Origin of the sequence: Soonwooa sp. (assembly GCF_030151385.1) — a bacterium.
Lineage (GTDB): Bacteria > Bacteroidota > Bacteroidia > Flavobacteriales > Weeksellaceae > Soonwooa.
In genome coordinates this window covers 1-23,890 of record NZ_JASLDS010000008.1, presented here as the reverse complement: position 1 = coordinate 23,890, position 23,890 = coordinate 1, and the positions used below count along the sequence as shown (strand labels likewise).

Below are 23,890 nucleotides of genomic sequence, written 5' to 3'. Positions count from 1 at the left end.
AAGGCGGCCATTGGCCGCCTTAATTATTAATATCCACCAGCGGCAGCGAAGCTGCCGCTGGAATAAAAAATTGCGCAAACGAAGTTTGCGCAATTTGTATACTTAATCTTTATTTCGGCAATTTTCTGGGATTTTGTACATCAGTACAAGTGCCCAAATTTGCAAAATACCTTGTACAGCATTTGCGATGGTTAATATCGGATCGTTTAGAATGTTCATTACTATAATTGGCATTGCAAGCGTCCCGACAACCACAAAACCTAACAAAATAAATCTCATCCAATCGACGCCTCTTTTCATCAGATATCCCATGATGAAAATTACAACCAAAGCCAAGAATGGTACAATATTGTACAAAGGATTGGCTAATTGGTCAAATTTCCAGATGAAAATTCCGATTCCGATAGCACCAGATAAATACACCAAATTTCCTGCTTTAACATGATTGGGATGGATGATAATTTGCTCAGCTTTTCTCTTATCATCTATTAAATGAAGGATTTGCGCCTCTTCTTGCGAACTAAACTGTCGACCTCTATTCTTTAAAATATTAAAAGCATATTCTATCGATTCCGAAACATAGCGGTCATTTGGAGAAATGTAAAGTTCTAACTCTTTATCATTTTTCTGTTCTAAAATTTTTCTATCAACATACATAGCTTTGTGATTTGGTTAATCCTAATTTACGGAAAATAACTGAACATCAATACTTTGTAGTGTTAAAATTTTAATGTTTGATGGATGTGATTAGCATTGTTGCAAGCATATTAAATTTTGTTTAACTATATTTTGATTCTTAATTGGCTAAACAATCCTCTTTTTGAATGCTTTTTTGATTAAATATTATTTCTAAATGTTGGAGATATTCCTTGTGATAATTCTCAATTCGCTCAGGCGTTGCATTTTTTTCTAAATCATGAAAATGAAAACCTTCCATTCTCGTCATTCCTGCAAATTCATTCATTTTATGAAATCCGAATAGAATAGAATCGTCAATTGGGTGTTGGTCAAAAAACTCACCTTTCATGGTAAAGGCAGTATCTGGCGCATTCCAACTTGTTGTAACCATATATTTTTTTCCGTGCATTAGTCCGCCTCTACCATAATTAATTGCTGGATTTTTGCTAGAACGTCCATCATTAGCATAGATACCGTTGTTGTGTCCTGCGGTGAAAACTTCGTCAATATATAATTTTAAACGATTTGGAACTTGGAACCACCAAACAGGAAAATGATAAATTATTAAATCTGCCCATTTGAAATGTTCAACTTCTAAAAACGGATCAAAATCGTCATTGATATTGGTCATGCGAAATTCAATATTATTTTGTTCTAAGAAATTGGAAGTCCATTGACTCAAAGTATTGTTAAATGCTCCTCCTGAATGGGCGAATTTTTGTCCGCCGTTAATGATAAATACTTTCATTATTTTATTGTTTTCTAAATTGTTCTGCAAAGTTCGGGGAGTTTTATGTATTATAAAAATAATTTAATTTATACATTTGTATCATTAAAATAATGATTATGCTTAATTTGGAATGGCTTCGAACTTTTAAATCCGTTTACGAAACGCAGTCCTTTACGGTTGCTGCACGTAATTTGTTTGTTTCGCAACCTGGTGTTAGTTTGCACATCAGTTCGTTAGAAGCTTACGTTGGTTATGCTTTGTTTGATAGAGTTGGAAAGAAATTGGTTCCGACCGAAAAAGCGCAGATGTTGTATAATTTTACGGTAGAACCTCTTCTAAAGTTAGAAACTGCCGAACAAGCTTTTCATAAAACGACCAAAACTGAACGCCCAACTTTAAGTATTGGAATGTGCTTTGAGACTTTTCAATTTACCTTAGAGAAGTATATTCCGACCTTTGATTTTAATGTCATCATTCGTTTTGGATTGTACGAACAGATGTTTTCAGATTTGGATAAAGGTTTGTTGGATTTGATAATAACCCCTCAAAAAACCAATTTAAGAACATTGGAGTTTGAGCCTTTTTCGCAAGAAAAAATTGTTTTGATTAATGGAAAGAATACGGAGACAAAGCTTTTAGAAAAACTGCTTTTACAAAACAGAATTGAAGAAGCCGAAGATTGGCTAAAACAACAAATTTGGTACAGCACGGCTGCTGATATGGAACATTTGCATCGTTTTTGGCAGGCTAATTTCAACAGGCATCCAGATTTTAAACCCAATTACATTGTTCCAAATATTTGCTCAATTATCAGATGTTTGAGTATTGGTGACGGTTTTGCAATTGTACCTGATTTCTTGTGCAAAAATCATATTGACGACGATAAAATCGAAATCGCTTGGGATGGCATCAACAAAATTGAAAACACGCTTTATTTTGGAACTCGAAAAAAGCCTCGCAATCTTGCCGAGATTAATCAAATCAAAGAGATATTTCGCAAGGCTGATTTTTAATTAAAATATTTGGTAATCTTTGGAAGTTCCAATTCTGCGTAATCGTTGACCAGTGTATTTGCCAAAGTGTAATCTTGTCCTAGAGTATGTTCGCTTTTGTAGGCGGCGCAAAATATGCCAGCGCGATGCGATGCCAAAATTCCGTTGGTAGAATCTTCAATTACCATACAATGTTCGATGGCTTCGTCAGCAATTTCTGCAGCGCGAAGAAATATTTCTGGATGAGGTTTTGATTCTTTAAGGTCAGCACCACTTATTTTTCCAATAAAAAATGGATCCAATTGAAATTTTTTAAAAACCATTTCAATGGTTGTATTGGAAGCCGAAGATGCTAAAACCAATTTGATGTTGTTGTCAAAATAATGTTGAATTAAACTTTTAACTCCAGGAAGCAAATCAAATTCTGGGTCGTTGTCAAAAAGTTCTTTGAAGATTTCACGCTTCTTTTTTACCAATTCTTCCTTTTTGGCATCGAGCTTATACTTGTCAATTAATTCTAAACAAACGCTGTCGGTTGTGCGCCCTGTAAAGGTTTTGAAAAGGTCTTCAGTAACGTCCATCCCATAATGTGCAAACATTCCGAAATAGGCTTTACGGTGAAGCGGTTCTGTGTCTACGATGACACCATCCATATCAAATAATACGGCTTTTAAACTCATTTTTCTTTCATTTTTACTTGACGCAAAAGTACTGAAAATTAATTTTTTAAGCCCAAAATCCAACTCGAAGCTATATCTAAAACTTTCGGTGAAATAGTTTCGGTGATTTCTCCGTATTCATCAGGACTTCCTGTTGTAGCTGTTTGGAAAAGATGGTTTACTCCAGCGATTTCTTCTGTTTTGAAATTCTTGTTTCCTGCTTTTGTCAGAGCCATTTTAATGGCTTCTAGATTTGGTTTCGCTGCAACTTGCGAATCTAAACTTCCGTTAAGTGCTAAAACGGGGATTTTAATTTTTGACCAATTATCAGCTGGTTTGTATTGTAAGAAATAAGTCATCCAAGGCTCGGTCAATTGTGAATATGCCGATTTTTCCTGCGGATTTAGATTTGGGAAATTTTTTGTCAAGAAATTAGAAAAGTCAACGGCAATATTTTTTCCTTTGTAATCGGCGATATAGTTGAATATTGCTTTTTTTTGCTCCAAATCTTTTTTAACAACATCTTCAGGTAATCCTGCATGTTTCAAAATATCCTCGTTTTGACGGTACATCAGTTGGTTTATCGCAACGCCAGGACCTGCTAGGGAAATGATAAATTTAACATTTGGATTTTTAACAGCGACCATTGGTGCAATCATGCCGCCCTCGCTGTGACCAAGAAGTCCAATATTTTTGTAGCCACGTTTTGATAAAAAATCTACCGCTGCATCGATATCTCCAGTGAAGTTTTCGGAGGTGTCATTGCGCGAACCAACGGAAGATTCTCCCATACCGCGATCATCCAGTCGTAAAGTTGCAATTCCTTTTTTCGCAAAATCGTCGGCGATAACAGCAAAAGGTTTGTGGCCTGCAATTTCTTCATCTCGATTTTGTGCGCCAGATCCAGTAATTAAAATGACAATGGGAAAATTCTTTTTGTCTTTCGGAAGGCTAATTGTTCCAGCTAAAGTGTTGCCGTCTTTTTGATTTTTAAAACTAATATTTTCGGTAGGATAGTCGAAAGGCGGCTTTGGAGTTTGCGGGCGGACAAGTACCGAACTTTCATTTCCGGAATATGGTGTTAAAGTCATATCGAAGCTCAAACCGTTTTGCATAAACTTTCCTGAAATTTTGTTATCCTTATAAGTGCCAACAAAAGTGATGTGTAACTTCTCTGAATTTAGATTGAGTTGATTGTTAATAAAACTAGCTTTTTCAATCGGAATGCCTTTGGCGCCTTGTTTGGGGCTGTCCATAGTTGCTGTAGGATTTTCTGAAGTGCCACTAAGGTTGATAATCAATGGGAGTGTCTGACCAGAAAATTCGAGTTCGCCTTGCCAGCTTCCAATAATATTTTGTGCATTCATAAGGATTGCGAATAAAAAACTTAAAACTAAAAAGTATTTTTTCATGATTTGAAATTTATAAGATTGTGTATACAATATATTTAGTAATAATTTCGGAAAAAATGAAAATCGCGGCAAAAGCGCCATAATGCCAAGTTTTCTTCGCATTGGTAGCTGTTTTGAAACCGAAAACCATCAGACAAATCGCATAAGCAATTATTCCTAAAGCAAGGCAAGAAATCCAAATAAGATTAAAAGTTTCATCTGGGGAAAACTGGATATTTCTAATGCCGACAGAAGGATCATTGATTTTTGCTTCAATGCTTTGCATTGCTGGGATGTTGTTTAGCAAAGGAAAGATATAGATGGGAATTCTGTACAAAAAAGATGTGTTAAGAATGTCAATCATTCGGGTTTTTGGATTGATGATTCTTCCCAATATAAAAAGCAAAATACATGGCAAAACAATATCAATGATGTTGGCTGTAATAGCTTGTGTATAGGTTATTAACGGAAAAGAATGTGCATCGAGAATGCCATCATAAATAGTCTTGTTAAAATATGATATAAAAGATCCAGCAACGGCGGTTATAATACCAATTAGAAGGAATGCCTTTGACGGTATTTTGGCAAGTGGATTAAAAATATAGGTCCAATTCATAATTTATGATTTTAAGTTTTTAATTTTTTCGATGAGGTCATCCATTTTGTTGCGCATGGTCGGGTAGGAGAGTTCTGCCTGTTTTGCCATTTCTTTGATGCTGCCGCTGTTTAGGAAGAATTCTAAGATGAAGTCTTGCTCATCACGATTTAGCTTTAAGTATAGTGGTAAGTCATAATCACCGTTGACGACAGTGCTGCAATTGCCACAAGTCATTTGACTGACGCGCAAAGTCGATTCGCAGCTTGGACAAAAGATCGGAAGTTTCATTATTTTGAAATTATTTTTGATAAAGTTAAAAATAATTTTAATAAAATTTAAAATTATTTTAAATATGATTTGATTTTGTTTAATTCAAGCCATAAAAAAACCTCTCACAAGGAAAGGCTTATTATTAATTGCTAGGATTTTATTTCCAAAAATCTTCTTGATAGGTTCGGACGGATATTTTTGTACAATTATTGGTGGACATTATAAGATTAATCTTGTCAATAGGATTCTCAATACTATATCTGAATTGCGCAATCTTATCTTTAGATTCTACTTTGCTTCCATTTTTAAAAATGGCAGTCCATCTGTACGAAATATCATTGCTGTCTTGTTCGGGTATCAAAACCAATTTTCCATCTTCATATTTGTACTCTTTGTAAGTCATCGTGTTAATGATACAATCCTTGGTTTCAGTTGAAACATGCTGATAACTTGGCTCGTCCTTATTTGCTTCAGTAACATTAACTTGTTTTGAGCACGTTTCTGTGCCTTTATTGGTAAGCGTTGTCAAAGACAATGTTAGCTTGCCAGCTTTTTGTGGATTGACATATACAAAATTTGCACGATTATCATTTTCGATAAAATTTTCTTTGCCTTTAATCGACCATTGATAACACTCTGCACATTGCGCGTTGTCTTTTTCTATACTAAACTTCGTGTTCTCATTAACCGAAATTGTTGATGGTCCACTAATGTGACATTGTGCAAATGCTGCAATCGTCACATTAATGAACAATAAACTTAAAATATTTTTCATTTTGCGTTTTTACTTTTAGCTTCTTATATAATTAAACTTGAATAACACCAAGATTAAATTTCTCTGTAATTGGAGCGTGATCGGCAGCCTCAATTCCCATGCTTATCCATTTTCTAGTGTCGACTGGATTGATAATGGCATCTGTCCAAAGTCTTGCGGCTGCATATTTAGGGTCGATTTGCTTGTTGTAATTCGCTACAATTTTATCTAAAATTTCTTTACGTTCTTCCTCGCTAATTTGTTTACCTTGCTTTTTAAGCGCAGATTCCTGAATTTGTAATAAAACAGTTCCTGCTTGTTGGCCGCCCATTACGGCAAGTTCTGCCCAAGGCCAAGCCACGATTAATCTCGGATCGTAAGCTTTTCCACACATGGCGTAGTTTCCGGCACCATAAGAGTTACCTGTGATAACTGTGAATTTCGGAACAACAGAGTTAGAAACAGCATTTACCATTTTTGCACCGTCTTTGATGATGCCACCATGCTCGGATTTAGAACCAACCATAAAGCCAGTTACGTCTTGTAAAAATACCAATGGGATTTTTCTTTGGTTGCAATTTGCGATAAAACGCGTCGCTTTATCAGCAGAATCCGAGTAAATAACACCTCCGAATTGCATTTCGCCTTTTCCGCTTTTTACTAATTTTCTTTGGTTGGCAACAATCCCAACACTCCAGCCATCGATACGTGCAGTACAGCAAATGATACTTTTTCCGTAGTCTGGCTTGTATTCTTCGTATTCCGAATTGTCGACAAGACATTTAATAATATCAAATGTGTCATATTGCTCCGAACGGCCAACTGGCATAATTCCGAAAATGTTTTCTGGACTTTCTTTTGGTGGAGCACTTTCGATGCGGTCAAATCCAGCTTTGTCATAACTTCCGATGGACTTCATAATTGTTTTGATACGATCCAAAGCATCTTTATCGTTTTTAGCTTTATAATCTGTAACACCCGAAATAGAACAATGCGTTGTTGCACCGCCTAAAGTTTCGTTATCGATAGATTCGCCGATTGCCGCTTTTACAAGATAACTTCCTGCAAGGAAAATACTTCCAGTTCCGTCAACAATCATCGCTTCATCGCTCATAATTGGCAGATAAGCGCCACCAGCAACGCAACTTCCCATAATCGCAGAAATCTGAACGATTCCAGCTGAACTCATTTTTGCATTGTTTCGGAAAATACGTCCGAACATTTCTTTATCAGGGAAAATTTCGTCTTGCATTGGAAGATATACACCAGCAGAATCTACCAAGTAAATAATCGGAAGTCTGTTTTCCATCGCGATTTCTTGTGCACGTAGATTTTTCTTACCTGTAATCGGGAACCAAGCGCCAGCTTTTACTGTAGCATCATTAGCAACAACAATACATTGTTTTCCAGAAACATATCCAATAACGACTACAACGCCACCAGAAGGACAACCACCGTGTTCTTCGTACATGTCGAATCCTGCAAAAGCGCCAACTTCGATGCTTTCCGAATTTTTGTCTAGAAGATAGTCGATACGTTCGCGAGCCGTTAGCTTGCCTTGGCCGTGTTGCTTCTGTAAAGCTTTGTCGCCGCCACCTTTTTTTATTTGGTTATAGAGTCTATTTATTTCTGAAAGTTTCAGTTTGTTTTGATCTTCACGCTTGTTGAATTCTAAATCCATTTTGTAATTTTTCTTAGAGTCTAAAAATACTCGTTTTTATAGATACGGACAAAATTTGATCTTTGATAATCTCATTTTTAAGAAAAAAAAGTATTTTTTTTTTAACTAATTAACCAAAAATCCCCGCATCAATCGAAGTGGGGATTTTGTTTATATCAACTTAAGCTTTCTTTTTGCGCATTCTCATATTCAGGAATTCTACAACTAACGAGAAGAAAATTGCGAAATACAGGTAGCCTTTTGGCACAGCACCAACTTCTTGTCCACCAAGTACAGCGCCTGACAAGTGCATACTTTCTGTGATTAGCATAAAACCAATAAGGATTAAAAATGCCAACCCAAGAATCTGAATTGATGGATTTTGATTGACAAAATTTCCAACAGGAACCGCAAATAACATCATCACACCAACCGAAATAACAACGGCTGTTATCATAATTGGAAGCGCACCATGGACGCCATTCGTCATACCAACAGCGGTTAAGATACTGTCAACAGAGAATACCAAGTCAATTAATAGAATTTGAAAAATAATATTTCCAAAAGATTTTGCTCCAGAGCCTGTAGACAGTTCCTTTTCGTGTTCGCCTTTGTTGTCCACCTTTTCGTGGATTTCTTTAGTACTTTTATATATCAAGAAAATACCTCCAGCTAATAGAATCAAAGCTTGTCCTGTAAAGTCGGCGCGGAACCATCCCCAATCTATTCCAAAGAGAGAGGCCTTCATCGCGATTAGCCAAGTGATACCAAATAGCAAACCTATTCTCATAAACATGGCAAGGAAAAGTCCAATTCTTGTTGCTTTTTTGCGTTGGTCAGGATGTAATTTACCAGTAACTATCGAGATAAAGATAATATTGTCAATCCCAAGGATTATCTCCAAAAAGGTCAGAGTGAGAAGCGCGATGATAGCGTCCACCGAGCTGAATATTTGTAAAATTTCCATTCTTTTATTTTTGCAAAAATAACTTTATTATCGCTAGTTTTGCATTAAATTTTACAAGCCGTTATACAATGTTGAGCTCGCACTTGGTTAGATTACATTTAATCGTTTTTTTGTGGGGATTTACCGCAATTTTAGGAAAGTTGATTCAGGTAGATGCCGCATCTTTGGTTTTTTACAGAATGCTTTTCACAGCATTTTTTTTGTTTATCTATTTAAGATTTATTAAAAAAGAAAATCTTCGAGTTGACAAAAAAACATTGTTTCGACTTGTTGGCATTGGAAGTGTCATGGCGGCGCATTGGTTTTTCTTTTTTGAGTCCATTAAAGTCTCGAATGTCTCGATTGCGTTATCATGTTTGTCACTGTCGACTTTATTTGCTGCTTTTATTGAGCCTATTGTTTTTAGAAGAAAAATAGACTGGGTCGAGATTCTTATTGGTGTTGTTATTGTAGCTTGTATTTTATTGATTTTCAATGCAGAGTTTAAATATAAATTAGGAATCTTCTATGGCATTCTTTGTGCGCTTTGTGGAACTATTTTTTCTGTCCTTAATGGAAAAATGTATGGCAAAACGTCCTCAGGAAATATTATTTTTTATGAAATATTTGGTGGATGGGCGATGATTACAATCTTTTTTATGTTAACAGGACAATTATCACTCTTCCATGAAATAAGTTTGAAGGATTATGCGTTAGTAATTTTATTGGCTAGTGTTTTTACAGCCTATCCAATGTTCGAAAGTATAAAGTTGATGAAGTATATTTCACCTTTTACATTGATATTAACGGTTAATCTAGAGCCAGTGTATGGGATTATATTAGCTTTTTTTATCTTTGGAGCTTCAGAACATATGAGTCCGATATTTTATATCGCCTCGGCTGTCATGATATTGTCCATTATTGTTAATGGTTTGATTAAATCTAAAAGGAGGAAGTCGGCAGAGCTGATGGAGTCCAGTAAGATCATAGATTAATGAAGAAATATTTATTTTTTATTTGCCTTTGTATGTTAAGTTTGACAGAGGCACAAATTATCAGAAAATATTCCAACGAATTTCTGAATATCGGTGCAGGAGCACGTGGTCTTGGTATGGGCGGCGCGGTTATCTCTAACCAAGAAGACGTCTATGCGCCAATGTGGAATCCTGCAGGACTTAACGGTATCGAAACCGATTGGCAAGCTGCAGCAATGCATGCGGAGTATTTTGAATCCATCGCTAAATATGATTATGTTGCTTTTGCAAAATCTGTGGAAAATGGGGTGTTCGGTGTTTCATTGGTGCGTTTGGGTGTTGATAACATTCTTAACACTACCCAAATGATTGACCAAGACGGAAATATTGATTATGATAAAATATCTTCTTTTTCGACGGCAGATTATGCGGCGATTTTGTCTTATGCTTTTTATCCAGCTGGTAATCATCGTCTTAATCTCGGTGTTAACGCGAAAGTAGTCTATCGTAATGTTGGAAAATTTGCAAGTGGTTATGGTTTTGGCTTTGACTTAGGTGCAATTTATAAAAGCGAATCAGGTTGGAACTATGGTGCGATGTTACGCGATGCAACAACAACAGTTAACTTCTGGACGGTTAACCAAAAAGAATTATCGACGGTTGTTAATGGGGAAGAGTTTAACCCAGCGCCAAAAGATAAAATGGAAATCACAATGCCAAAGCTTAATGTTGGGGCAAGTAGATTGTTCGAAATTAATCGTGATTTAAAACTTCTTCCTGAAGCTGGTATTAATGTTGATTTTGCTAAAACACCATCTTTAATTTCAACAGATTTTGCGAGTATTACACCTTACGCTGGTGCCGAGCTAACCTTCCAAGATATGATATTTGTGCGATTGGGTGTTAACCAATTTAGCAATATTACAGATATTGAAAGTCTAAAGCGCAAAGTGTCTTTCCAACCAAGTGCGGGAATTGGTATTAAGTACAAAGGACTTACTTTGGACTACGCAATTACGAATTCTGGAATTGGTGGTTCTAATTTCTATTCGAATTTTTTCTCTTTGAAACTTGATATGAAAGATTTCAGAAACTAAATCTTAATTTTTTTTCTCAATTGTTAATAAATTGAGAACTGTCATATTTCCATAAGCTTAACTAATTCAATTAGTTAAGCTTTTTTATTTTTGAATTTATTTAGAATTATTAAAAATAAATTTGCAGAAATGTTAATTATTTATAAATTCGCAGCGTTATTTTAAATCTTTCTAAATAAATATAACGTGAACAAGAAAATATTTAGCCTCGGATTAATCGCGATTTCTGGATTTGCATTTAGCCAAATGAAATATGAAGCGGTTAGTGATACAGTAAAGATTCAACAGATTGAAGACGTGCTTCTTCATAAAACTGGTAATCCAAACAAAGCAAAACCTTTATCGTCAAAATCGAACTTGACGATGATGGAAACACCACAACCTGTTGCAATTGTAACACATGAGATTATCGAAGAGCAACAAGCTAAACAATTAAGCGACGTTTTGCAAAATGTGAATGGTGTCTATGTGACATCATCTCGTGGGAATTCGCAAGATAGCTTTGGAGGTCGAGGTTTTTCTTTAGGTAACGATAATATTTTCAAAAACGGAACTAGAATTAACAGTGGAGTTTTCCCAGAAGTTAGCGGTTTAGAAAGAGTTGAGGTACTAAAAGGTGCTAATGCGATGATGTTCGGTAACACGGCTGCTGGTGGTGTTATTAACTTAATTACAAAAAAACCACGTTTCCATTTTGGTGGAAGTGCGACGCTTAATGTTGGAAGCTGGAACTCTTACAAGCCAACTTTTGATGTTTATGGACCTTTGTCAAAGACCGTTGCTTTCCGTGCTAATGGTGCTTATGAGTATGCTGATAGTTTTAGAGATGTTGTTCACTCAGAAAAATATTATTTTAATCCATCTTTCATTATTAATTTAGGTGAAAAATCTCAATTAATTGTTGAGGGAGATTATCTTAAAAACAATTCGACGCCAGATTTTGGTATTGGTGCTTTAACGACAGGTGATGGTAGTTTTAGATTGGTAGATTGGTTACCTCGTAATACATTTTTCGGAACAGATTGGCAATACCAAAACGTTCAGCAGACCTCTACGAATATTACATTTAACTCTCAGTTGAGTGACAAATGGACATTGAATGTTATTGGTTCTTATCAAAACTATGTTAAGGATTATTTTTCGACAGAAAGAGTGCAGTGGACTTATCAAAAGGCATTAGATCGTTACAATTGGACAACGCCGTTTAATAAAACTTATAATGAGCAAAATTATGGTTCTATCCAAGCGAATCTAAATGGTGAGTTTAACACTGGTAGAATTGGACACAAAGTATTAGTAGGTGCTGATGCTGATTACGGACAAGCCGACGCTTATGCGTATGCTTTGAAGTCGCCGACTAGCATTCTTTTTTTAGATGATCCATCAACGTGGAATAATGGAAGCCTTGCAAAGCCTGCTTCTACGGATCTATCAATGACAAGAGCAACTGCACGAAGAGCTGGTGTATATGTTCAAGATTTTGTGAGCTTAACTAAAGAGTTCAAAGTTATTGCAGGTCTTAGATGGTCCTATTTAGAAAATATGCCATCTTACAAAACAACTTATGCAACAAGTGCAAAACCTGCAACTAAAGATGCTGTGGCAAATTCTAAAACTTCTGATAATGCCTTATCTCCAAAATTAGGAATTGTCTATATGCCTAATGATAACTTGTCTGTTTTTGCAACATATACAAATTCTTTTGCTGCAAATACAGGTAGAGATGTTTATGACAATAGCTTAAAACCTACTAATATTGATCAATACGAATTAGGTGCTAAAAAGAATCTTTGGAATAATGCTGTGGCTGTTAACCTTTCATTATATCAAATCATTTATCAGAATTATTACCAAACGTCAACATTTTTGGCTGATGGTGTTACTCCAAATACTGATACGACAATTAAGGAATTTGCTGGTAAAATGCGAAGCCGTGGTGTGGAGTTAGATATTACTGGTAATCCAACGCCTAATATTTCTGTAATCGGTGGATTTTCATATAACAATTCAGTTTACTTAGATACACCTGCAGAAACTGGTTATGTTGAGAATCAAAGATTGGTAAGAACGCCTGCAACAACGGCTAATCTATCTGTCTTCTATAAGTTTACAGATGTTCTTAAAGGACTTAAACTTGGTGCTGGCGCTTATTTCATCGGAGATCGTCTTGCAGGATGGAATGATACAAAGGCAACTATGATCACTAGAAATGGAATCACAAGAACATTTGATCTTAAAGATTACACAACAGTATCTTTTTCTGCGGGTTATGAGTGGAAGAAATTCATGATTCAAGCGAAAGTTAACAACTTATTCGATACGGTTAACTATAATGTTCATGAGAATTATTCGGTTAATCCTATTGCACCAAGAAATTATTATGTTACTTTGACATACAAATTATAATAATATCTACTAGAATTAAATTTTTCATATCAAAAGTGGAGGCTTATTAGCTTCCACTTTTTGGGTTTCCAAATAAAAAATAAATACAGAATGGACAATATTAAAAACACAAAAACTTTTATGCGAATTGTACACCGTTATTTGGGCTATTTTTTAGCAGGAATCATGGCGGTGTATGCTATTAGCGGAATCTTATTGGTCTATCGCGATACCGATTTTCTTAAAAAAGAAATTAAATACGAAAAGAAATTTGATGCTAACCTCGACGAAAAAGCACTTGGTAAAGAAATCAAAATTAAAGGATTTGAAGTTGATAAAACCGAAAACGGCATCATGTACTTCAAACAAGGGACTTATAATATCGTAACAGGTGAGGCTAAATATTCTAAAAAAGAGTTGCCTTTTGTATTGGATAAAATGACAAAACTTCACAAATCGCAATCCAAAGACACTTTGTCGCCGCTTAATACTTTCTTTGGGATTTCACTGTTCTTCTTTGTTATTTCGAGTTTTTGGATGTTTAATCCTAAGACCAAAGCCTTCAAGCGCGGGATAATTTTTACAGCAATTGGCTTGGTATTAGCCTTGGCAATGTTATTTATTTAAGAAAATATCTGAACTTGTTTCAGAAAATGATAATTTTGCAGCATAAAAGAAGTGCGGCTTGTTGATTTTCTTTCGAGAAAGTAGGAAAGTCCGGACACCAAAGAGCAGCATAGCGGATAACATCCGTCACGCGCGAGCGTAGGACAAGTGCAACAGAAAGCAAGTACAGTTCGGCTGTAGTGAAACCAGGTAAACTCTATGCGGTGCAATGCTAAGTATATCGCCAGTTAAGGTCGGCTCGGTCGTTGGCGAGGGGTAAGCAGCTAAAGTTGCAGAGCAATTTGCAAATCAGATAAATAACAAGCGCCCTCCTAGGAGGGCACAGAATCCGGCTTATAGCACTTCTTTTATTTTAAAATTCTTTACGAATTATATTCTCTTTCCCATTCTTCGGCAGCATTGCTAAGATCTTGATAGAACTCCGCACCGTACTTTCTTGTTAATGGCTCTTTTAAGAATTGGTAGATTTTTACTTTTAATTCTTTTCCTAAAGTACAAGCATCATCACAAATTGGCCACTCGTGGTAGTTAAGCGCTGTAAAGGTTCTGTAATTGGTAACACGAATTGGGTAAAGGTGACAAGAAATTGGCTTTTTCCAATCGATGGCACCATCTTCATAAGCTTTTTCGATACCGCATTTTGTCCAACCTTTTTCATCAAAAATAACATAAGCGCACTCAGAATTGTTAACCAAAGTTGTTACCAAATCGCCTTCGCTATCAGTTACATACGTGCCTTGTTCTTCAATAGCCTTAATGCCTTCTGGTCTTAGATAAGGTTTTATTTTTGGGAAAATTTCGTCAAGTATTGCAAGTTCGTCCTCATCTAGAGGCGCGCCAGTATCACCATCAACACAACATGCACCTTTACACTTTGAAAGGTTGCATACAAATTCCTCAGAAAAAATATCTTCAGAAATTAATTTATCTTCTAACTGAATCATGTCTAAATATGAAATATAAAAGGTGCTATTTTAAAAATAAACAGCGAAATTATTATTAACCAAAGTCCTGCTTCTTGCATCCAATATTTTGGTAAAAACTTCAGCATTCGGCTTAGGATAATGGTTACGGGAAGTGCTAAAACCAAAAGCATTTCGTAATTAGTTCCCATGTACAAAATTACGGATATTAACAATGCCAAAGAAAAAAGCAGCAAAAATGTGTATTTGTATTTACTAGTTGGGCTTTTCTCGTTAAAATGTTTGAAGTGATCCATTATGCCATAGATCAACATGAGTACAATTGGACTTATAATAATCAAATGCGTGAATTTATCAACCAGTTTAAAATGTTTTGTAAATGGCAAATAGTTAGGATTCCAACTTGTATAACCCACCCAATACATAACACTGAAATAAACTATTAAAATTAATAATGCTCCAAAAATTAGTCTAAATAGATTAGCAAGCACTTTTCCTGAAGTCACAAAAATATGGACAATTACAAAGAAAATTAATGGCCAAAAAACGGGTGAGAATAGGTAATTGATACACAGTAATGCGCCAACCAACATATAGGAGCCTTTCCTAAGTTTGTCACTCGTTGAGGTTAATATTAAAAGTAAAATTGAGTTAATCAACAGTGTTACAGCAAGTCCAATGCTGAGGTCTCCTGGATAAAAAGCAAATACAAAAAATGTGTATAGGAAAAGCGGAAGATGCGTTTGGTAGTTGAGTGCCAACTTGTTAAATAAAAAATATCCCAAAGCAATCCCTGCAAATGTTATAACAGCGGATATTGCGTCCAATCTATTGATATCCATTGCGTTAAATGCAATGATGATCAGTAGTAAAAACCCAATGTAAACAGGAATTGAAAAAATATTGCTTTCTTTAGAAAGTAATCGAAACATTTTTTATAAATTTGTGCAAAGTTAATTTAAAAAAAGAAAAGCAATGACATCTTTCTGGTTGTTCTTAGGTAGTGTTTTCAAGTGGACTTTCGGGTTCTTTGATTTTGCAGGTGATTTCCTAAACTGGGTGCTATTTTTTGTAGCTGCAGGATTTTTCATTTATTGGTGCTACGTGTTGGTAGTAACTTTAGGAGGTGATAAGGATAAAGAATACCATTCTGAAACTGAAGGTAAATTCCCTTACTATGATCCAAAATTATACAAAAACGAAGGTTAAATAAATTGATTATAATAAATATAAGCCCACATTATTACAATGTGGGCTTTATTTTATATAAGATTTTAGGCCTTATTTTTCCTTTCTACAAGGGACAACCACAACTGGCACATTAGAGATTTTAGTAAGATCTTTGGTTAGAGAACCTACAAAAACATCGTAAATACCGCTTCTACCGTGTGATCCCATCACAATATAATCGCCAGCTTTTTCGGCAACATAATCCATAATAACTTCCGAAGCATTACCTTGTTTCAAAATGTGATCAGCTTCAACATCGTGAGCAATAATATGTTGTTCTAATCTGTTAAGTTCTTTTAGCTCGTATTTTAATTCGTTTTCTTCAACTTCTGGAAAGTACTGATATCCCATATCGCTTATTACAAATCCAATGTCAGTAGGACTTACGTGGATAAGGTGGATTTTTGCGTTCACATCTTTAGCAAAAGAAATCGCATAATCTACAAGTTTTTCTGTGCTATCAGAGAAGTCGATTGGAAGAATAATATTTTTCATGACTACATATTTTCAGGTTAATATTGATTTTTACTAAATATTGATTTCGGAAATTTTTAACTTAAAAATTAAGGCGAAACCAATGTTTTTTCTTCTTATAAAGGTAAGAATTCTAAATTAAAGTTTTATTGAATGCGTAATGATAAAAGTCTTTTATCTTCCAAAAAGCCCTCAAGAATATCATTTTCTTCAACCTTGCCAACGCCTTTTGGTGTTCCTGTAAATATTAAATCGCCGACTCTTAGTGTGAAATATTGCGAGGCAAATGCAATAATACTATCAATATCAAAAATCATATCTGCTGTATTTCCATTTTGTACTTTTTCGCCGTTTTTGGTGAGAGAAAAATTAAGAGATGATAAATTATAATCGTTTTTGTTAACGAAATCTGTAATGACAGCAGAACCATCAAATCCTTTTGCAAGTTCCCAAGGTAGACCTTTTGCTTTTAGTTCACTTTGTAAATCGCGGGCTGTGAAGTCAATGCCCAAACCAATTTCGTCATAATGTTTGTTCGCATTTTCCTTTTGGATGTATTTACCACCTTTTGAGATTTTCACAATAACTTCCAATTCATAATGAACATCCTGACTAAATTCTGGGATGTAGAAGTCGGAATCTTTTTTCAAAACCGCTGTGTCAGGTTTTATAAAAATTACTGGATTCTCAGGAACTTCGTTGCCGAGTTCTTTGGCGTGTTCGGAATAGTTGCGACCTATGCAAATGATTTTCATGTCTTGATTTTAAGTTTAATTAAAATAAAAAAGCAAGATTAAAACTTGCTCATTAATTGAATTTTTGTCCAAATTTTCTTTGTGTACAACGGGAAGTCGGCGTTTTGGAGCCAACCATAATAGCCGTGGTCTTTTTGGAAAACACTTTTCACGGTTTGACCTTTGTATTTTCCGAAGTTGAAGATTTCTTCATTCTTATCATTGTAACTGATAAAACCTGCTAAATCCGCGTTTTTTTGATGGTAAGAATATTCACTTAGTCCTAAAATATCATTCGGAAGATCATCGTATTTTCCAATTTGTGCATCCAAAACTTCGAAAGTTGCCAAAGTATCAGCTTCTGCAGAGTGCGCATTTTCTAAGGTTTTACCACAATAAAATTGGTAAGCAGCGCCAAGATTACGAGGTTCTTTTTTAAAGAATATTGTTTGTGCATCAACAAATTTATGTTTTGATAAATCGAAATCCATCCCAGCGCGAAGTAATTCTTCTGCTAGAACAGGAATGTCAAAACGATTGGAGTTGAATCCTCCCAAGTCAGAATCTTTTATCATCTCCAAAACTTTGGGCGCGATATCTTTGAAAATTGGTGCATTCATAACATCTTTATCATAGATGCCGTGTACCAAACTTGCTCCTTCAGGAATCGGCATGCCTGGATTAACAAGCCAAGTTTTAGTTTCTTTGGATGCGTCTGGGTTAACTTTCAGAATCGAAATTTCTACAATTCTGTCTGTTGATACGTTGGTGCCCGTTGTTTCTAAATCGAAAACACAAAGCGGTTTATGCAGTTTTAAATTCATTTTTTTATTGAATTATGAATTATGAATTATGAATTATGAATTATGAATTATGAATTATGAATTATGAATTATGAATTATGAATTATGAATTATGAATTATGTTTTTTAAAACCAAATACTAAAAACTATAACCTAAACACTAATAACTATTTAAGCTGTTTCTGAAATACCAACGAAATCAAAATATAATATACAACCAAAAGCGGAATAGCATTGACTCCTAAAGCGATTAGCAGAATAATACCTCCGATTAATAATGCGACTTTTGGATAGTTGTCCTCCAGTTTCATCGATTTAAATTTCATCGAAATCATTTTAATAGGACTTATCAAAAGCCAGCTACAAAGTGCTGTTAATATTAATAAAACCGCTGGTGATAAAATACTATTTAATTGTTCTGCGTTAAAAAATCCTGTGGTCGAATGTTGTTGAGCGATGTAATACAAGCCAAACAAGAAAACGGTATTGGTTGGTGTGTTAAGACCTTTGAAATAGTACTTTTGGTCTTCATCCAAATTGAAAATCGCCAATCTTAAACACGAAAATAAAGTTACAAAAAAGCCTAAATATTTTAATTCAAAAGGGAAATCGATTCCAAATGCTGAGCTGCCATAAGCTTCTAAAAATTTGTAAAGAACAACGCCTGGCAAAAATCCAAAACTTACCATGTCTGCCAAAGAATCCAATTGAACACCAAGGTCGCTATTGGATTTGAGTGCGCGTGCTACAAAACCATCGAAGAAATCCAAAACCAACGAAATGATGATGCAGATCGCAGTTGTCTTGTAATCGTTATTCAACAAATGGATGATTCCGACACAGCCGGAAAACAAGTTGCCAAGCGTAAAGGCGTTGGCAAGATTATTCTTAATAAAGTTCATAGAGCAAAAATACAAAATATTGATGTCGGGCATCTAATTATTCCTGAAAGAAAAATAAGGATTGTTATTCTGAACTTGTAAAAAATGTATTTTTGTAAGATGAAAGAAATAAGATGGCAGGAGTTTTTGGTCCTGATGTATCGCCTATTTTTGGTTTACTTTTTTTATCAAATTGCAAGATTGTTGTTTTGGTTTTTTAACCAAGACTTGCTGAAAGTTGACAGTATTGGCGATTATTTCGGTTTGGCATTTCATGGGACGGCATTTGACACGACCGCGATTCTGTATGTTAATTCAGTTTTTATTTTGCTGAGTTTGGTTCCAATTATTATCAATTCAAAAGCAGGTTATCAGAAGTTTTTGTTTTGGTGGTATTTTATCACAAACGGAATAACCTATTCTTTTAATTTTGGTGATATTGTCTATTTCAGATTCAGTCAATCGCGTTTGACATCTTCTGTCCTTTCTGTTGTAGAACACGAAAACAATCTTTCCAAAGTTTTTCTAAATGCCATGATTCAAAATCCTTTGGTCCCAATAAGTTTTGTTGTTTGTATGGTGCTTTGGGTGTTTTTGTATAAACGTGTTAAAGTCCAATATCGGAAGCCTCAGAATTTAATTGTGTATTTTGTGTCGAGCATTCTGATATTGTGTGGAACGACGGTTTTGGTTGTTGGTGGTATTCGCGGCGACTTCAAACATTCTACGCGACCAATTAATTTGGTGGATGCTAACAAACATGTTAAGAATCCAACTTTAGCCAATGTTGTTCTTAATAGTGTTTTCTCATTTTTTAGAACCATTGATACCAATAATTTTAAAGAAGTTCATTTTGTTGATCAAAAATTTATCGATGAGGAGATTAAACCTTACAAAGAGTATGATAGAGTAGAGGATTCAAAACCGAATGTTGTCATTTTTATTGTAGAAAGTTTCGGTAAAGAGTATTCTGGTGCTTTTAATAAAGATACCAATATTAAGAACTTTGTATCGTACACGCCTTTTGTAGATAGTTTGGCGCAGCATAGTTTAATATTTACCAATGCTTATGCCAATGGACGTCAGTCGATTCATGGGATGAGTTCTGTTTTGGCTGGTATTCCGAGTTTGACAGACGCTTTTACATCATCGCCGTATTCTAATCAGAAAATTCAGTCGATTGTTTCTGTTGCTAATGATTTGGGTTATGATACCAGTTTTTATCATGGTGCACCAAATGGTTCGATGGGCTTTTTGGGCTTTGGAAATATTTTGGGTTTCAAACATTATTTCGGAAAAGACGAATATAATAATGATAAAGATTTCGATGGAATTTGGGCGATCTGGGATGAACCGTTTTTTCAGTATTTCGCAAATAACATTGGCAAGCAGCAACCTTTTTTAGCGACGATTTTTACGGCATCCTCGCATGATCCATTTAAGATTCCAGAAAAGTATGAGGGTAAATTCAAAAAAGGACCTTTGGCAATCCACGAACCTATCCAATATACAGATATGTCGCTCAAAAAATTCTTTGAAACCGCTTCCAAAAAACCTTGGTACCAAAACACGATTTTTGTGATTACGGCAGATCATACCAATATGACATATTATCCCGAATATCAAAAAGCGATGAATCGATTTGCTATTCCGATTATGTTTTATTCTCCAAATCCAAAATACAATCTCCAAGGTGTCAATAAAGATTTGGCGCAACAAATTGACATCTATCCAACTTTGGCTGATTTGATGGGTTACAATAAGCCAATCCGAAGTTGGGGAAGAAGTTTGGTTTCAGATAAGAATGAGCCGAGCATTATTGTAAATTCTGATTCTATCCAAGAACAAATGATTATCGGCGATTTTATTTACACTTTTAATGGAAAAGATGTAACGGGAATCTATGATAAAACTGATCTCGGACTAACGCAAAACCTGATTAATAAACCAAAATCCAAACAGCAGGATTTGGATATGCTCAAGGTAAAAGCTTGGTATCAAGATTATATGAATCGTGTGATTAACAAAAAGTTGTATTAGCTGCATATTACTTTTTGAATCATTAATTGAAAAAAGCTTGTTGGTATCGATTATTTAGTTATTTTTATCCTATGTTAATTTAACTTTAACAAGTTCTTTATATCATAACATTGTTAATAAATTTTAGATTATGAAAAAATTCATGCTTGCATTTGCAACAATATTCATTAGTGCTATGTCTTTCGCTCAAATCGAGGGAAAATGGAAGACTATCGACGACGAAACAGGAAAAGCAAAATCTTATGTTGAGATTTTTAAAAAGTCGGATGGTAAATATTACGGAAAAGTTGTTCAGTTGTTGATTAAACCAGAAGATCCTAACTGTACAGGTTGTAAAGATGACCGTAAAGGAAAACCAATTTTGGGAATGGAAGTTATTCGTGGATTATCAAAAGACGGTAACGAATTTACTGGCGGAACAATCACCGATCCAAAAAACGGAAAAACGTACAAGTGTACCGTAACAAGGGATGGAGACAAACTTAACGTAAGAGGTTACATGGGAATTTCTCTTATCGGAAGAACCCAAACTTGGCAAAAAGCCGACTAATAATTAGCAAATTATAATATCAAAATAGAGCAAGTTCTTTGGAGCTTGCTTTTTATGTTATGTAAGTAATAAAAAAAACTTATTTTTGTAGTCTAAAATTTTCAATAATGAAAGAATATACTTTTCGTGAAGTCATTGCTCAAGCTATGAGTGAGGAGATGCGCAAGGACGAGTCCATATATCTAATAGGAGAGGAGGTTGCAGAATACAATGGAGCTTACAAAGCTTCTAAAGGAATGCTAGATGAGTTTGGAGCAAAAAGAATCATCGATGCACCAATTGCTGAGCTAGGTTTTGCTGGTATTTCTGTAGGTGCAGCTATGAATGGGAATCGCCCAATTGTAGAATTCATGACCTTTAACTTCTCGATGGTAGCAATTGACCAAATCATCAACAACGCTGCAAAAATGTTCCAGATGACAGGTGGACAATGGAATATTCCAATCGTTTTCCGTGGACCAACAGCTTCTGCAGGTCAGTTAGGAGCGACACACTCGCAAGCTTTCGAAAGTTGGTATGCTAACTGTCCAGGACTTAAAGTAGTTGTTCCGTCGAATCCTTACGATGCAAAAGGACTTTTGAAAACTGCAATTCAGGATAACGATCCAGTTATTTTCATGGAGTCAGAGCAAATGTATGGTGACAAAATGGAAATTCCAGAAGAAGAATATTATATTCCAATTGGGAAAGCCGATATCAAAAAAGAAGGTAAAGATGTAACTTTGGTTTCTTTCGGTAAAATCATGAAGTTGGCGATGCAAGCTGCGGCAGAATTAGAAGCAGAAGGTATTTCTGTGGAGGTTATCGACCTTAGAACAGTTCGTCCTTTAGATTATGACACAGTTTTGACATCTGTTAAAAAGACAAACAGATTGGTGATTTTGGAAGAAGCTTGGCCGTTTGGTTCTGTAGCTTCAGAAATTACCTATATGGTTCAGCAGAAAGCTTTCGATTATTTGGATGCGCCAATTAAGAGAATTACAACGCCAGATGCGCCAGCACCATATTCAGCAGCATTATTTGCAGAATGGTTCCCGAAACTAGAAACTGTAAAAGCTGAAATCAAAAAAGCAATGTACATCAAAGCATAAACAATTAACTCCCGATTCTGTTGGGAGTTTTTTTATGGCGTGTCCCTTCGCTCGGTAACTTTTGGTGCTCGCTTCGCACCGCAAGTTCCTCGCTCGGGTCGCTACGCCCGCTACAATCTTTAGGTGGACGCTCGGACGGCTCCGCTACGCTCCGCCGCCTCGCGTCCACCCAAAGGATTTCCGCTATCATCGCTCACGCGGGATTCGTGGTTTTGATAAAAATTATTCAAAAAAAGAAAATAAAATTTGCAGATTCAAAAAATAGTTCTATTTTTGCAACTCAAAATGAGATGTAAAATATGTTAATAATTCCAGTAAAAGACGGAGAGTCTATCGATAGAGCTTTAAAAAAGTATAAGAGAAAATTTGATAAAACAGGTGTTGTTCGTAAACTAAGATCAAGACAACAGTTTAACAAACCTTCTGTAGTAGACAGACAGGCTAAACAGAAAGCAGCTCATAAGCAAAGAATTCAAAGTAAAGAAGAACAGGCTTAAGCCAAGTTTATACTTTAAAACTTATATAAATCACTCTCAAATTATTATATTTGAGAGTGATTTTTGTATTGATATACCTTAATAAAATATATGCTTGATAAATTTTTGGATTATATTACTGTTGAAAAGAGATATTCTGTTAATACTATAATTTCGTACCGAAAAGACTTAGAGGATTTCGAATGCTTTATTTTAAAAACTGAAGCTTCTATAGATTTTAAGAAAGTAGACAAGAAGATAGTACGAAACTTTATTGTCCATCTGGGTAGCCAAAATCTTAGTAAAAGGAGTATTAATAGGAAACTTTCATCCTTGCGCAGTTTTTATCTCTATCTATTAAGGATTGGTGAGATATCTTTTTCGCCCTTAGAGACTATTGCTTCATTAAAATTTTATGCTGAAAAGCAAATTCCTTTTTCGGAAGACGAAATGAATCTTTTAGAAGCTGAGATAGAGAAGAAGTCTGATATAACACTTTTGGAAAAATTAATTATTGAAACATTATATCAAACCGGAATGAGGAAGTCGGAGCTTTGTAATTTACAATTTAAAAATGTGGATTTCTCAACGATGGAGCTGAAAATTCTAGGCAAGGGTAATAAAGAGAGAATAGTACCGGTGTCTTCAAAACTGATAAGAGATTTTAATAATTATATTGCTATAAGAAAAGCACAGGCAGAGTTTGATCTTTATTTCTTTGTGAGTAAAAAAGGTAAAAAATTGACAGAAAAGTTTGTCTATTTAGTCGTAAATAAGTACCTTAGTTATGTTACAACAAAGACGAAGAAAAGCCCTCATATATTGCGACATAGTTTTGCCACACATGTTTTAAATAAGTGAGCTGAGATTTCTAAAGTCAAAAAATTGTTAGGACATTCTAGCTTAGCATCAACACAAGTTTATACT

The 23,890-nt window shown here is 35.1% G+C and carries 26 protein-coding genes and 1 other RNA gene; 12 read left to right on the top strand and 15 right to left on the bottom strand.

The window, feature by feature from the left end; genetic code table 11:
- Positions 1-102: 102 nt before the first annotated feature.
- Both Q1V95_RS01130 and Q1V95_RS01125 read right to left on the bottom strand, forming a co-directional pair.
- On the bottom strand, positions 103-657 hold the full coding sequence (locus Q1V95_RS01130) for a hypothetical protein (RefSeq protein WP_300669330.1): 555 nt from the start codon (positions 655-657) through the stop codon (positions 103-105).
- A 139-nt stretch (positions 658-796) separates the two neighbouring features.
- Complete coding sequence (locus Q1V95_RS01125; RefSeq protein ID WP_300669386.1) at positions 797-1,429, bottom strand: NAD(P)H-dependent oxidoreductase; 633 nt, start codon at positions 1,427-1,429, stop codon at positions 797-799.
- A 95-nt stretch (positions 1,430-1,524) separates the two neighbouring features.
- On the opposite strand from Q1V95_RS01125, the gene Q1V95_RS01120 reads away from it, so the two are divergent.
- Positions 1,525-2,421 (top strand): LysR family transcriptional regulator, encoded by an 897-nt coding sequence (locus Q1V95_RS01120; RefSeq protein WP_300669328.1) that lies wholly within the window; start codon positions 1,525-1,527, stop codon positions 2,419-2,421.
- Here Q1V95_RS01120 and Q1V95_RS01115 read toward each other — a convergent pair.
- The 7 genes from Q1V95_RS01115 to Q1V95_RS01085 form a co-directional block, all read right to left on the bottom strand.
- Positions 2,418-3,080 carry an HAD family phosphatase gene (locus tag Q1V95_RS01115; protein ID WP_300669325.1) on the bottom strand — a complete coding sequence of 221 codons (663 nt, stop codon included), beginning with the start codon at positions 3,078-3,080 and terminating at the stop codon, positions 2,418-2,420. The genes Q1V95_RS01120 and Q1V95_RS01115 overlap by 4 nt on opposite strands.
- Positions 3,081-3,118: 38 nt before the next feature.
- Complete coding sequence (locus Q1V95_RS01110; RefSeq protein ID WP_300669322.1) at positions 3,119-4,471, bottom strand: alpha/beta fold hydrolase; 1,353 nt, start codon at positions 4,469-4,471, stop codon at positions 3,119-3,121.
- Between the two features lie 10 nt (positions 4,472-4,481).
- A complete protein-coding gene (locus tag Q1V95_RS01105) occupies positions 4,482-5,066 on the bottom strand; it encodes a hypothetical protein (protein WP_300669319.1) in 585 nt (194 codons plus the stop codon).
- Between the two features lie 3 nt (positions 5,067-5,069).
- Positions 5,070-5,336, bottom strand: coding sequence for a DUF2089 family protein (locus Q1V95_RS01100; protein WP_300669316.1), 267 nt, complete (start codon positions 5,334-5,336; stop codon positions 5,070-5,072).
- A 139-nt stretch (positions 5,337-5,475) separates the two neighbouring features.
- A complete protein-coding gene (locus tag Q1V95_RS01095) occupies positions 5,476-6,093 on the bottom strand; it encodes a hypothetical protein (RefSeq protein WP_300669315.1) in 618 nt (205 codons plus the stop codon).
- A gap of 31 nt (positions 6,094-6,124) precedes the next feature.
- Complete coding sequence (locus Q1V95_RS01090; protein ID WP_300669314.1) at positions 6,125-7,753, bottom strand: carboxyl transferase domain-containing protein; 1,629 nt, start codon at positions 7,751-7,753, stop codon at positions 6,125-6,127.
- A gap of 160 nt (positions 7,754-7,913) precedes the next feature.
- Positions 7,914-8,699, bottom strand: coding sequence for a TerC family protein (locus tag Q1V95_RS01085; protein WP_300669311.1), 786 nt, complete (start codon positions 8,697-8,699; stop codon positions 7,914-7,916).
- Between the two features lie 68 nt (positions 8,700-8,767).
- Between Q1V95_RS01085 and Q1V95_RS01080 the strand changes: the two genes are divergently transcribed.
- The 5 genes from Q1V95_RS01080 (at position 8,768) to rnpB (ending at position 14,113) form a co-directional block, all read left to right on the top strand.
- Positions 8,768-9,673 (top strand): EamA family transporter, encoded by a 906-nt coding sequence (locus Q1V95_RS01080; RefSeq protein ID WP_300669308.1) that lies wholly within the window; start codon positions 8,768-8,770, stop codon positions 9,671-9,673.
- Complete coding sequence (locus tag Q1V95_RS01075) at positions 9,673-10,749, top strand: PorV/PorQ family protein (RefSeq protein ID WP_300669305.1); 1,077 nt, start codon at positions 9,673-9,675, stop codon at positions 10,747-10,749. Before Q1V95_RS01080 ends, Q1V95_RS01075 begins: the two co-directional genes overlap by 1 nt.
- 186 nt (positions 10,750-10,935) lie before the next feature.
- The gene (locus tag Q1V95_RS01070) at positions 10,936-13,155 is read left to right on the top strand and encodes a TonB-dependent siderophore receptor (RefSeq protein WP_300669302.1); all 2,220 of its coding nucleotides are present in this window, start codon (positions 10,936-10,938) and stop codon (positions 13,153-13,155) included.
- A 90-nt stretch (positions 13,156-13,245) separates the two neighbouring features.
- A complete protein-coding gene (locus Q1V95_RS01065) occupies positions 13,246-13,761 on the top strand; it encodes a hypothetical protein (protein WP_300669299.1) in 516 nt (171 codons plus the stop codon).
- A 45-nt stretch (positions 13,762-13,806) separates the two neighbouring features.
- Positions 13,807-14,113: RNase P RNA component class A (gene rnpB, locus Q1V95_RS01060), an RNA gene on the top strand.
- Positions 14,114-14,123: 10 nt separating this feature from the next.
- On the opposite strand, the gene Q1V95_RS01055 is transcribed toward rnpB, so the two are convergent.
- On the bottom strand, positions 14,124-14,705 hold the full coding sequence (locus Q1V95_RS01055; RefSeq protein ID WP_300669296.1) for a DUF3109 family protein: 582 nt from the start codon (positions 14,703-14,705) through the stop codon (positions 14,124-14,126).
- 2 nt (positions 14,706-14,707) lie between these two features.
- Entirely contained in the window at positions 14,708-15,616 is a 909-nt protein-coding gene (locus tag Q1V95_RS01050; protein WP_300669293.1) for a DUF6427 family protein, read from the bottom strand.
- 43 nt (positions 15,617-15,659) lie between these two features.
- On the opposite strand from Q1V95_RS01050, the gene Q1V95_RS01045 reads away from it, so the two are divergent.
- Positions 15,660-15,893: a hypothetical protein gene (locus tag Q1V95_RS01045; RefSeq protein ID WP_300669290.1), complete on the top strand. Its 234-nt coding sequence runs from the start codon at positions 15,660-15,662 to the stop codon at positions 15,891-15,893.
- A gap of 72 nt (positions 15,894-15,965) precedes the next feature.
- On the opposite strand, the gene Q1V95_RS01040 is transcribed toward Q1V95_RS01045, so the two are convergent.
- The 4 genes from Q1V95_RS01040 to Q1V95_RS01025 form a co-directional block, all read right to left on the bottom strand.
- Positions 15,966-16,409 carry a universal stress protein gene (locus Q1V95_RS01040; RefSeq protein WP_300669279.1) on the bottom strand — a complete coding sequence of 148 codons (444 nt, stop codon included), beginning with the start codon at positions 16,407-16,409 and terminating at the stop codon, positions 15,966-15,968.
- A gap of 125 nt (positions 16,410-16,534) precedes the next feature.
- On the bottom strand, positions 16,535-17,143 hold the full coding sequence (locus Q1V95_RS01035; RefSeq protein WP_300669276.1) for a fumarylacetoacetate hydrolase family protein: 609 nt from the start codon (positions 17,141-17,143) through the stop codon (positions 16,535-16,537).
- A gap of 38 nt (positions 17,144-17,181) precedes the next feature.
- Positions 17,182-17,946 (bottom strand): 3'-5' exonuclease, encoded by a 765-nt coding sequence (locus tag Q1V95_RS01030; protein ID WP_300669274.1) that lies wholly within the window; start codon positions 17,944-17,946, stop codon positions 17,182-17,184.
- Between the two features lie 146 nt (positions 17,947-18,092).
- A complete protein-coding gene (locus Q1V95_RS01025; RefSeq protein ID WP_300669271.1) occupies positions 18,093-18,827 on the bottom strand; it encodes a CDP-alcohol phosphatidyltransferase family protein in 735 nt (244 codons plus the stop codon).
- Between the two features lie 99 nt (positions 18,828-18,926).
- On the opposite strand from Q1V95_RS01025, the gene Q1V95_RS01020 reads away from it, so the two are divergent.
- The 5 genes from Q1V95_RS01020 (at position 18,927) to Q1V95_RS01000 (ending at position 23,824) form a co-directional block, all read left to right on the top strand.
- Entirely contained in the window at positions 18,927-20,846 is a 1,920-nt protein-coding gene (locus Q1V95_RS01020; protein WP_300669268.1) for an alkaline phosphatase family protein, read from the top strand.
- A gap of 130 nt (positions 20,847-20,976) precedes the next feature.
- A complete protein-coding gene (locus Q1V95_RS01015) occupies positions 20,977-21,396 on the top strand; it encodes a DUF2147 domain-containing protein (protein WP_300669265.1) in 420 nt (139 codons plus the stop codon).
- A 107-nt stretch (positions 21,397-21,503) separates the two neighbouring features.
- Positions 21,504-22,487 (top strand): pyruvate dehydrogenase complex E1 component subunit beta, encoded by a 984-nt coding sequence (locus Q1V95_RS01010; protein WP_300669262.1) that lies wholly within the window; start codon positions 21,504-21,506, stop codon positions 22,485-22,487.
- Positions 22,488-22,786: 299 nt separating this feature from the next.
- Entirely contained in the window at positions 22,787-22,984 is a 198-nt protein-coding gene (gene rpsU, locus Q1V95_RS01005) for a 30S ribosomal protein S21 (RefSeq protein ID WP_300669258.1), read from the top strand.
- Between the two features lie 90 nt (positions 22,985-23,074).
- Positions 23,075-23,824 (top strand): tyrosine-type recombinase/integrase, encoded by a 750-nt coding sequence (locus Q1V95_RS01000; protein ID WP_300669255.1) that lies wholly within the window; start codon positions 23,075-23,077, stop codon positions 23,822-23,824.
- Positions 23,825-23,890 lie beyond the last annotated feature (66 nt).

Coding starts and splice junctions, on each gene's coding strand:
- Q1V95_RS01130 (WP_300669330.1), bottom strand. CDS start 657: ATGTATGTTGATAGAAAAATTTTAGAACAGAAAAATGATAAAGAGTTA.
- Q1V95_RS01115 (WP_300669325.1), bottom strand. CDS start 3,080: ATGAGTTTAAAAGCCGTATTATTTGATATGGATGGTGTCATCGTAGAC.
- Q1V95_RS01090 (WP_300669314.1), bottom strand. CDS start 7,753: ATGGATTTAGAATTCAACAAGCGTGAAGATCAAAACAAACTGAAACTT.
- Q1V95_RS01040 (WP_300669279.1), bottom strand. CDS start 16,409: ATGAAAAATATTATTCTTCCAATCGACTTCTCTGATAGCACAGAAAAA.
- Q1V95_RS01035 (WP_300669276.1), bottom strand. CDS start 17,143: ATGAAAATCATTTGCATAGGTCGCAACTATTCCGAACACGCCAAAGAA.
- Q1V95_RS01030 (WP_300669274.1), bottom strand. CDS start 17,946: ATGAATTTAAAACTGCATAAACCGCTTTGTGTTTTCGATTTAGAAACA.
- Q1V95_RS01025 (WP_300669271.1), bottom strand. CDS start 18,827: ATGAACTTTATTAAGAATAATCTTGCCAACGCCTTTACGCTTGGCAAC.
- Q1V95_RS01020 (WP_300669268.1), top strand. CDS start 18,927: ATGAAAGAAATAAGATGGCAGGAGTTTTTGGTCCTGATGTATCGCCTA.
- Q1V95_RS01105 (WP_300669319.1), bottom strand. CDS start 5,066: ATGAATTGGACCTATATTTTTAATCCACTTGCCAAAATACCGTCAAAG.
- Q1V95_RS01085 (WP_300669311.1), bottom strand. CDS start 8,699: ATGGAAATTTTACAAATATTCAGCTCGGTGGACGCTATCATCGCGCTT.
- Q1V95_RS01045 (WP_300669290.1), top strand. CDS start 15,660: ATGACATCTTTCTGGTTGTTCTTAGGTAGTGTTTTCAAGTGGACTTTC.
- Q1V95_RS01110 (WP_300669322.1), bottom strand. CDS start 4,471: ATGAAAAAATACTTTTTAGTTTTAAGTTTTTTATTCGCAATCCTTATG.
- Q1V95_RS01065 (WP_300669299.1), top strand. CDS start 13,246: ATGGACAATATTAAAAACACAAAAACTTTTATGCGAATTGTACACCGT.
- Q1V95_RS01080 (WP_300669308.1), top strand. CDS start 8,768: ATGTTGAGCTCGCACTTGGTTAGATTACATTTAATCGTTTTTTTGTGG.
- Q1V95_RS01055 (WP_300669296.1), bottom strand. CDS start 14,705: ATGATTCAGTTAGAAGATAAATTAATTTCTGAAGATATTTTTTCTGAG.
- rpsU (WP_300669258.1), top strand. CDS start 22,787: ATGTTAATAATTCCAGTAAAAGACGGAGAGTCTATCGATAGAGCTTTA.
- Q1V95_RS01010 (WP_300669262.1), top strand. CDS start 21,504: ATGAAAGAATATACTTTTCGTGAAGTCATTGCTCAAGCTATGAGTGAG.
- Q1V95_RS01050 (WP_300669293.1), bottom strand. CDS start 15,616: ATGTTTCGATTACTTTCTAAAGAAAGCAATATTTTTTCAATTCCTGTT.
- Q1V95_RS01075 (WP_300669305.1), top strand. CDS start 9,673: ATGAAGAAATATTTATTTTTTATTTGCCTTTGTATGTTAAGTTTGACA.
- Q1V95_RS01100 (WP_300669316.1), bottom strand. CDS start 5,336: ATGAAACTTCCGATCTTTTGTCCAAGCTGCGAATCGACTTTGCGCGTC.
- Q1V95_RS01120 (WP_300669328.1), top strand. CDS start 1,525: ATGCTTAATTTGGAATGGCTTCGAACTTTTAAATCCGTTTACGAAACG.
- Q1V95_RS01015 (WP_300669265.1), top strand. CDS start 20,977: ATGAAAAAATTCATGCTTGCATTTGCAACAATATTCATTAGTGCTATG.
- Q1V95_RS01095 (WP_300669315.1), bottom strand. CDS start 6,093: ATGAAAAATATTTTAAGTTTATTGTTCATTAATGTGACGATTGCAGCA.
- Q1V95_RS01000 (WP_300669255.1), top strand. CDS start 23,075: ATGCTTGATAAATTTTTGGATTATATTACTGTTGAAAAGAGATATTCT.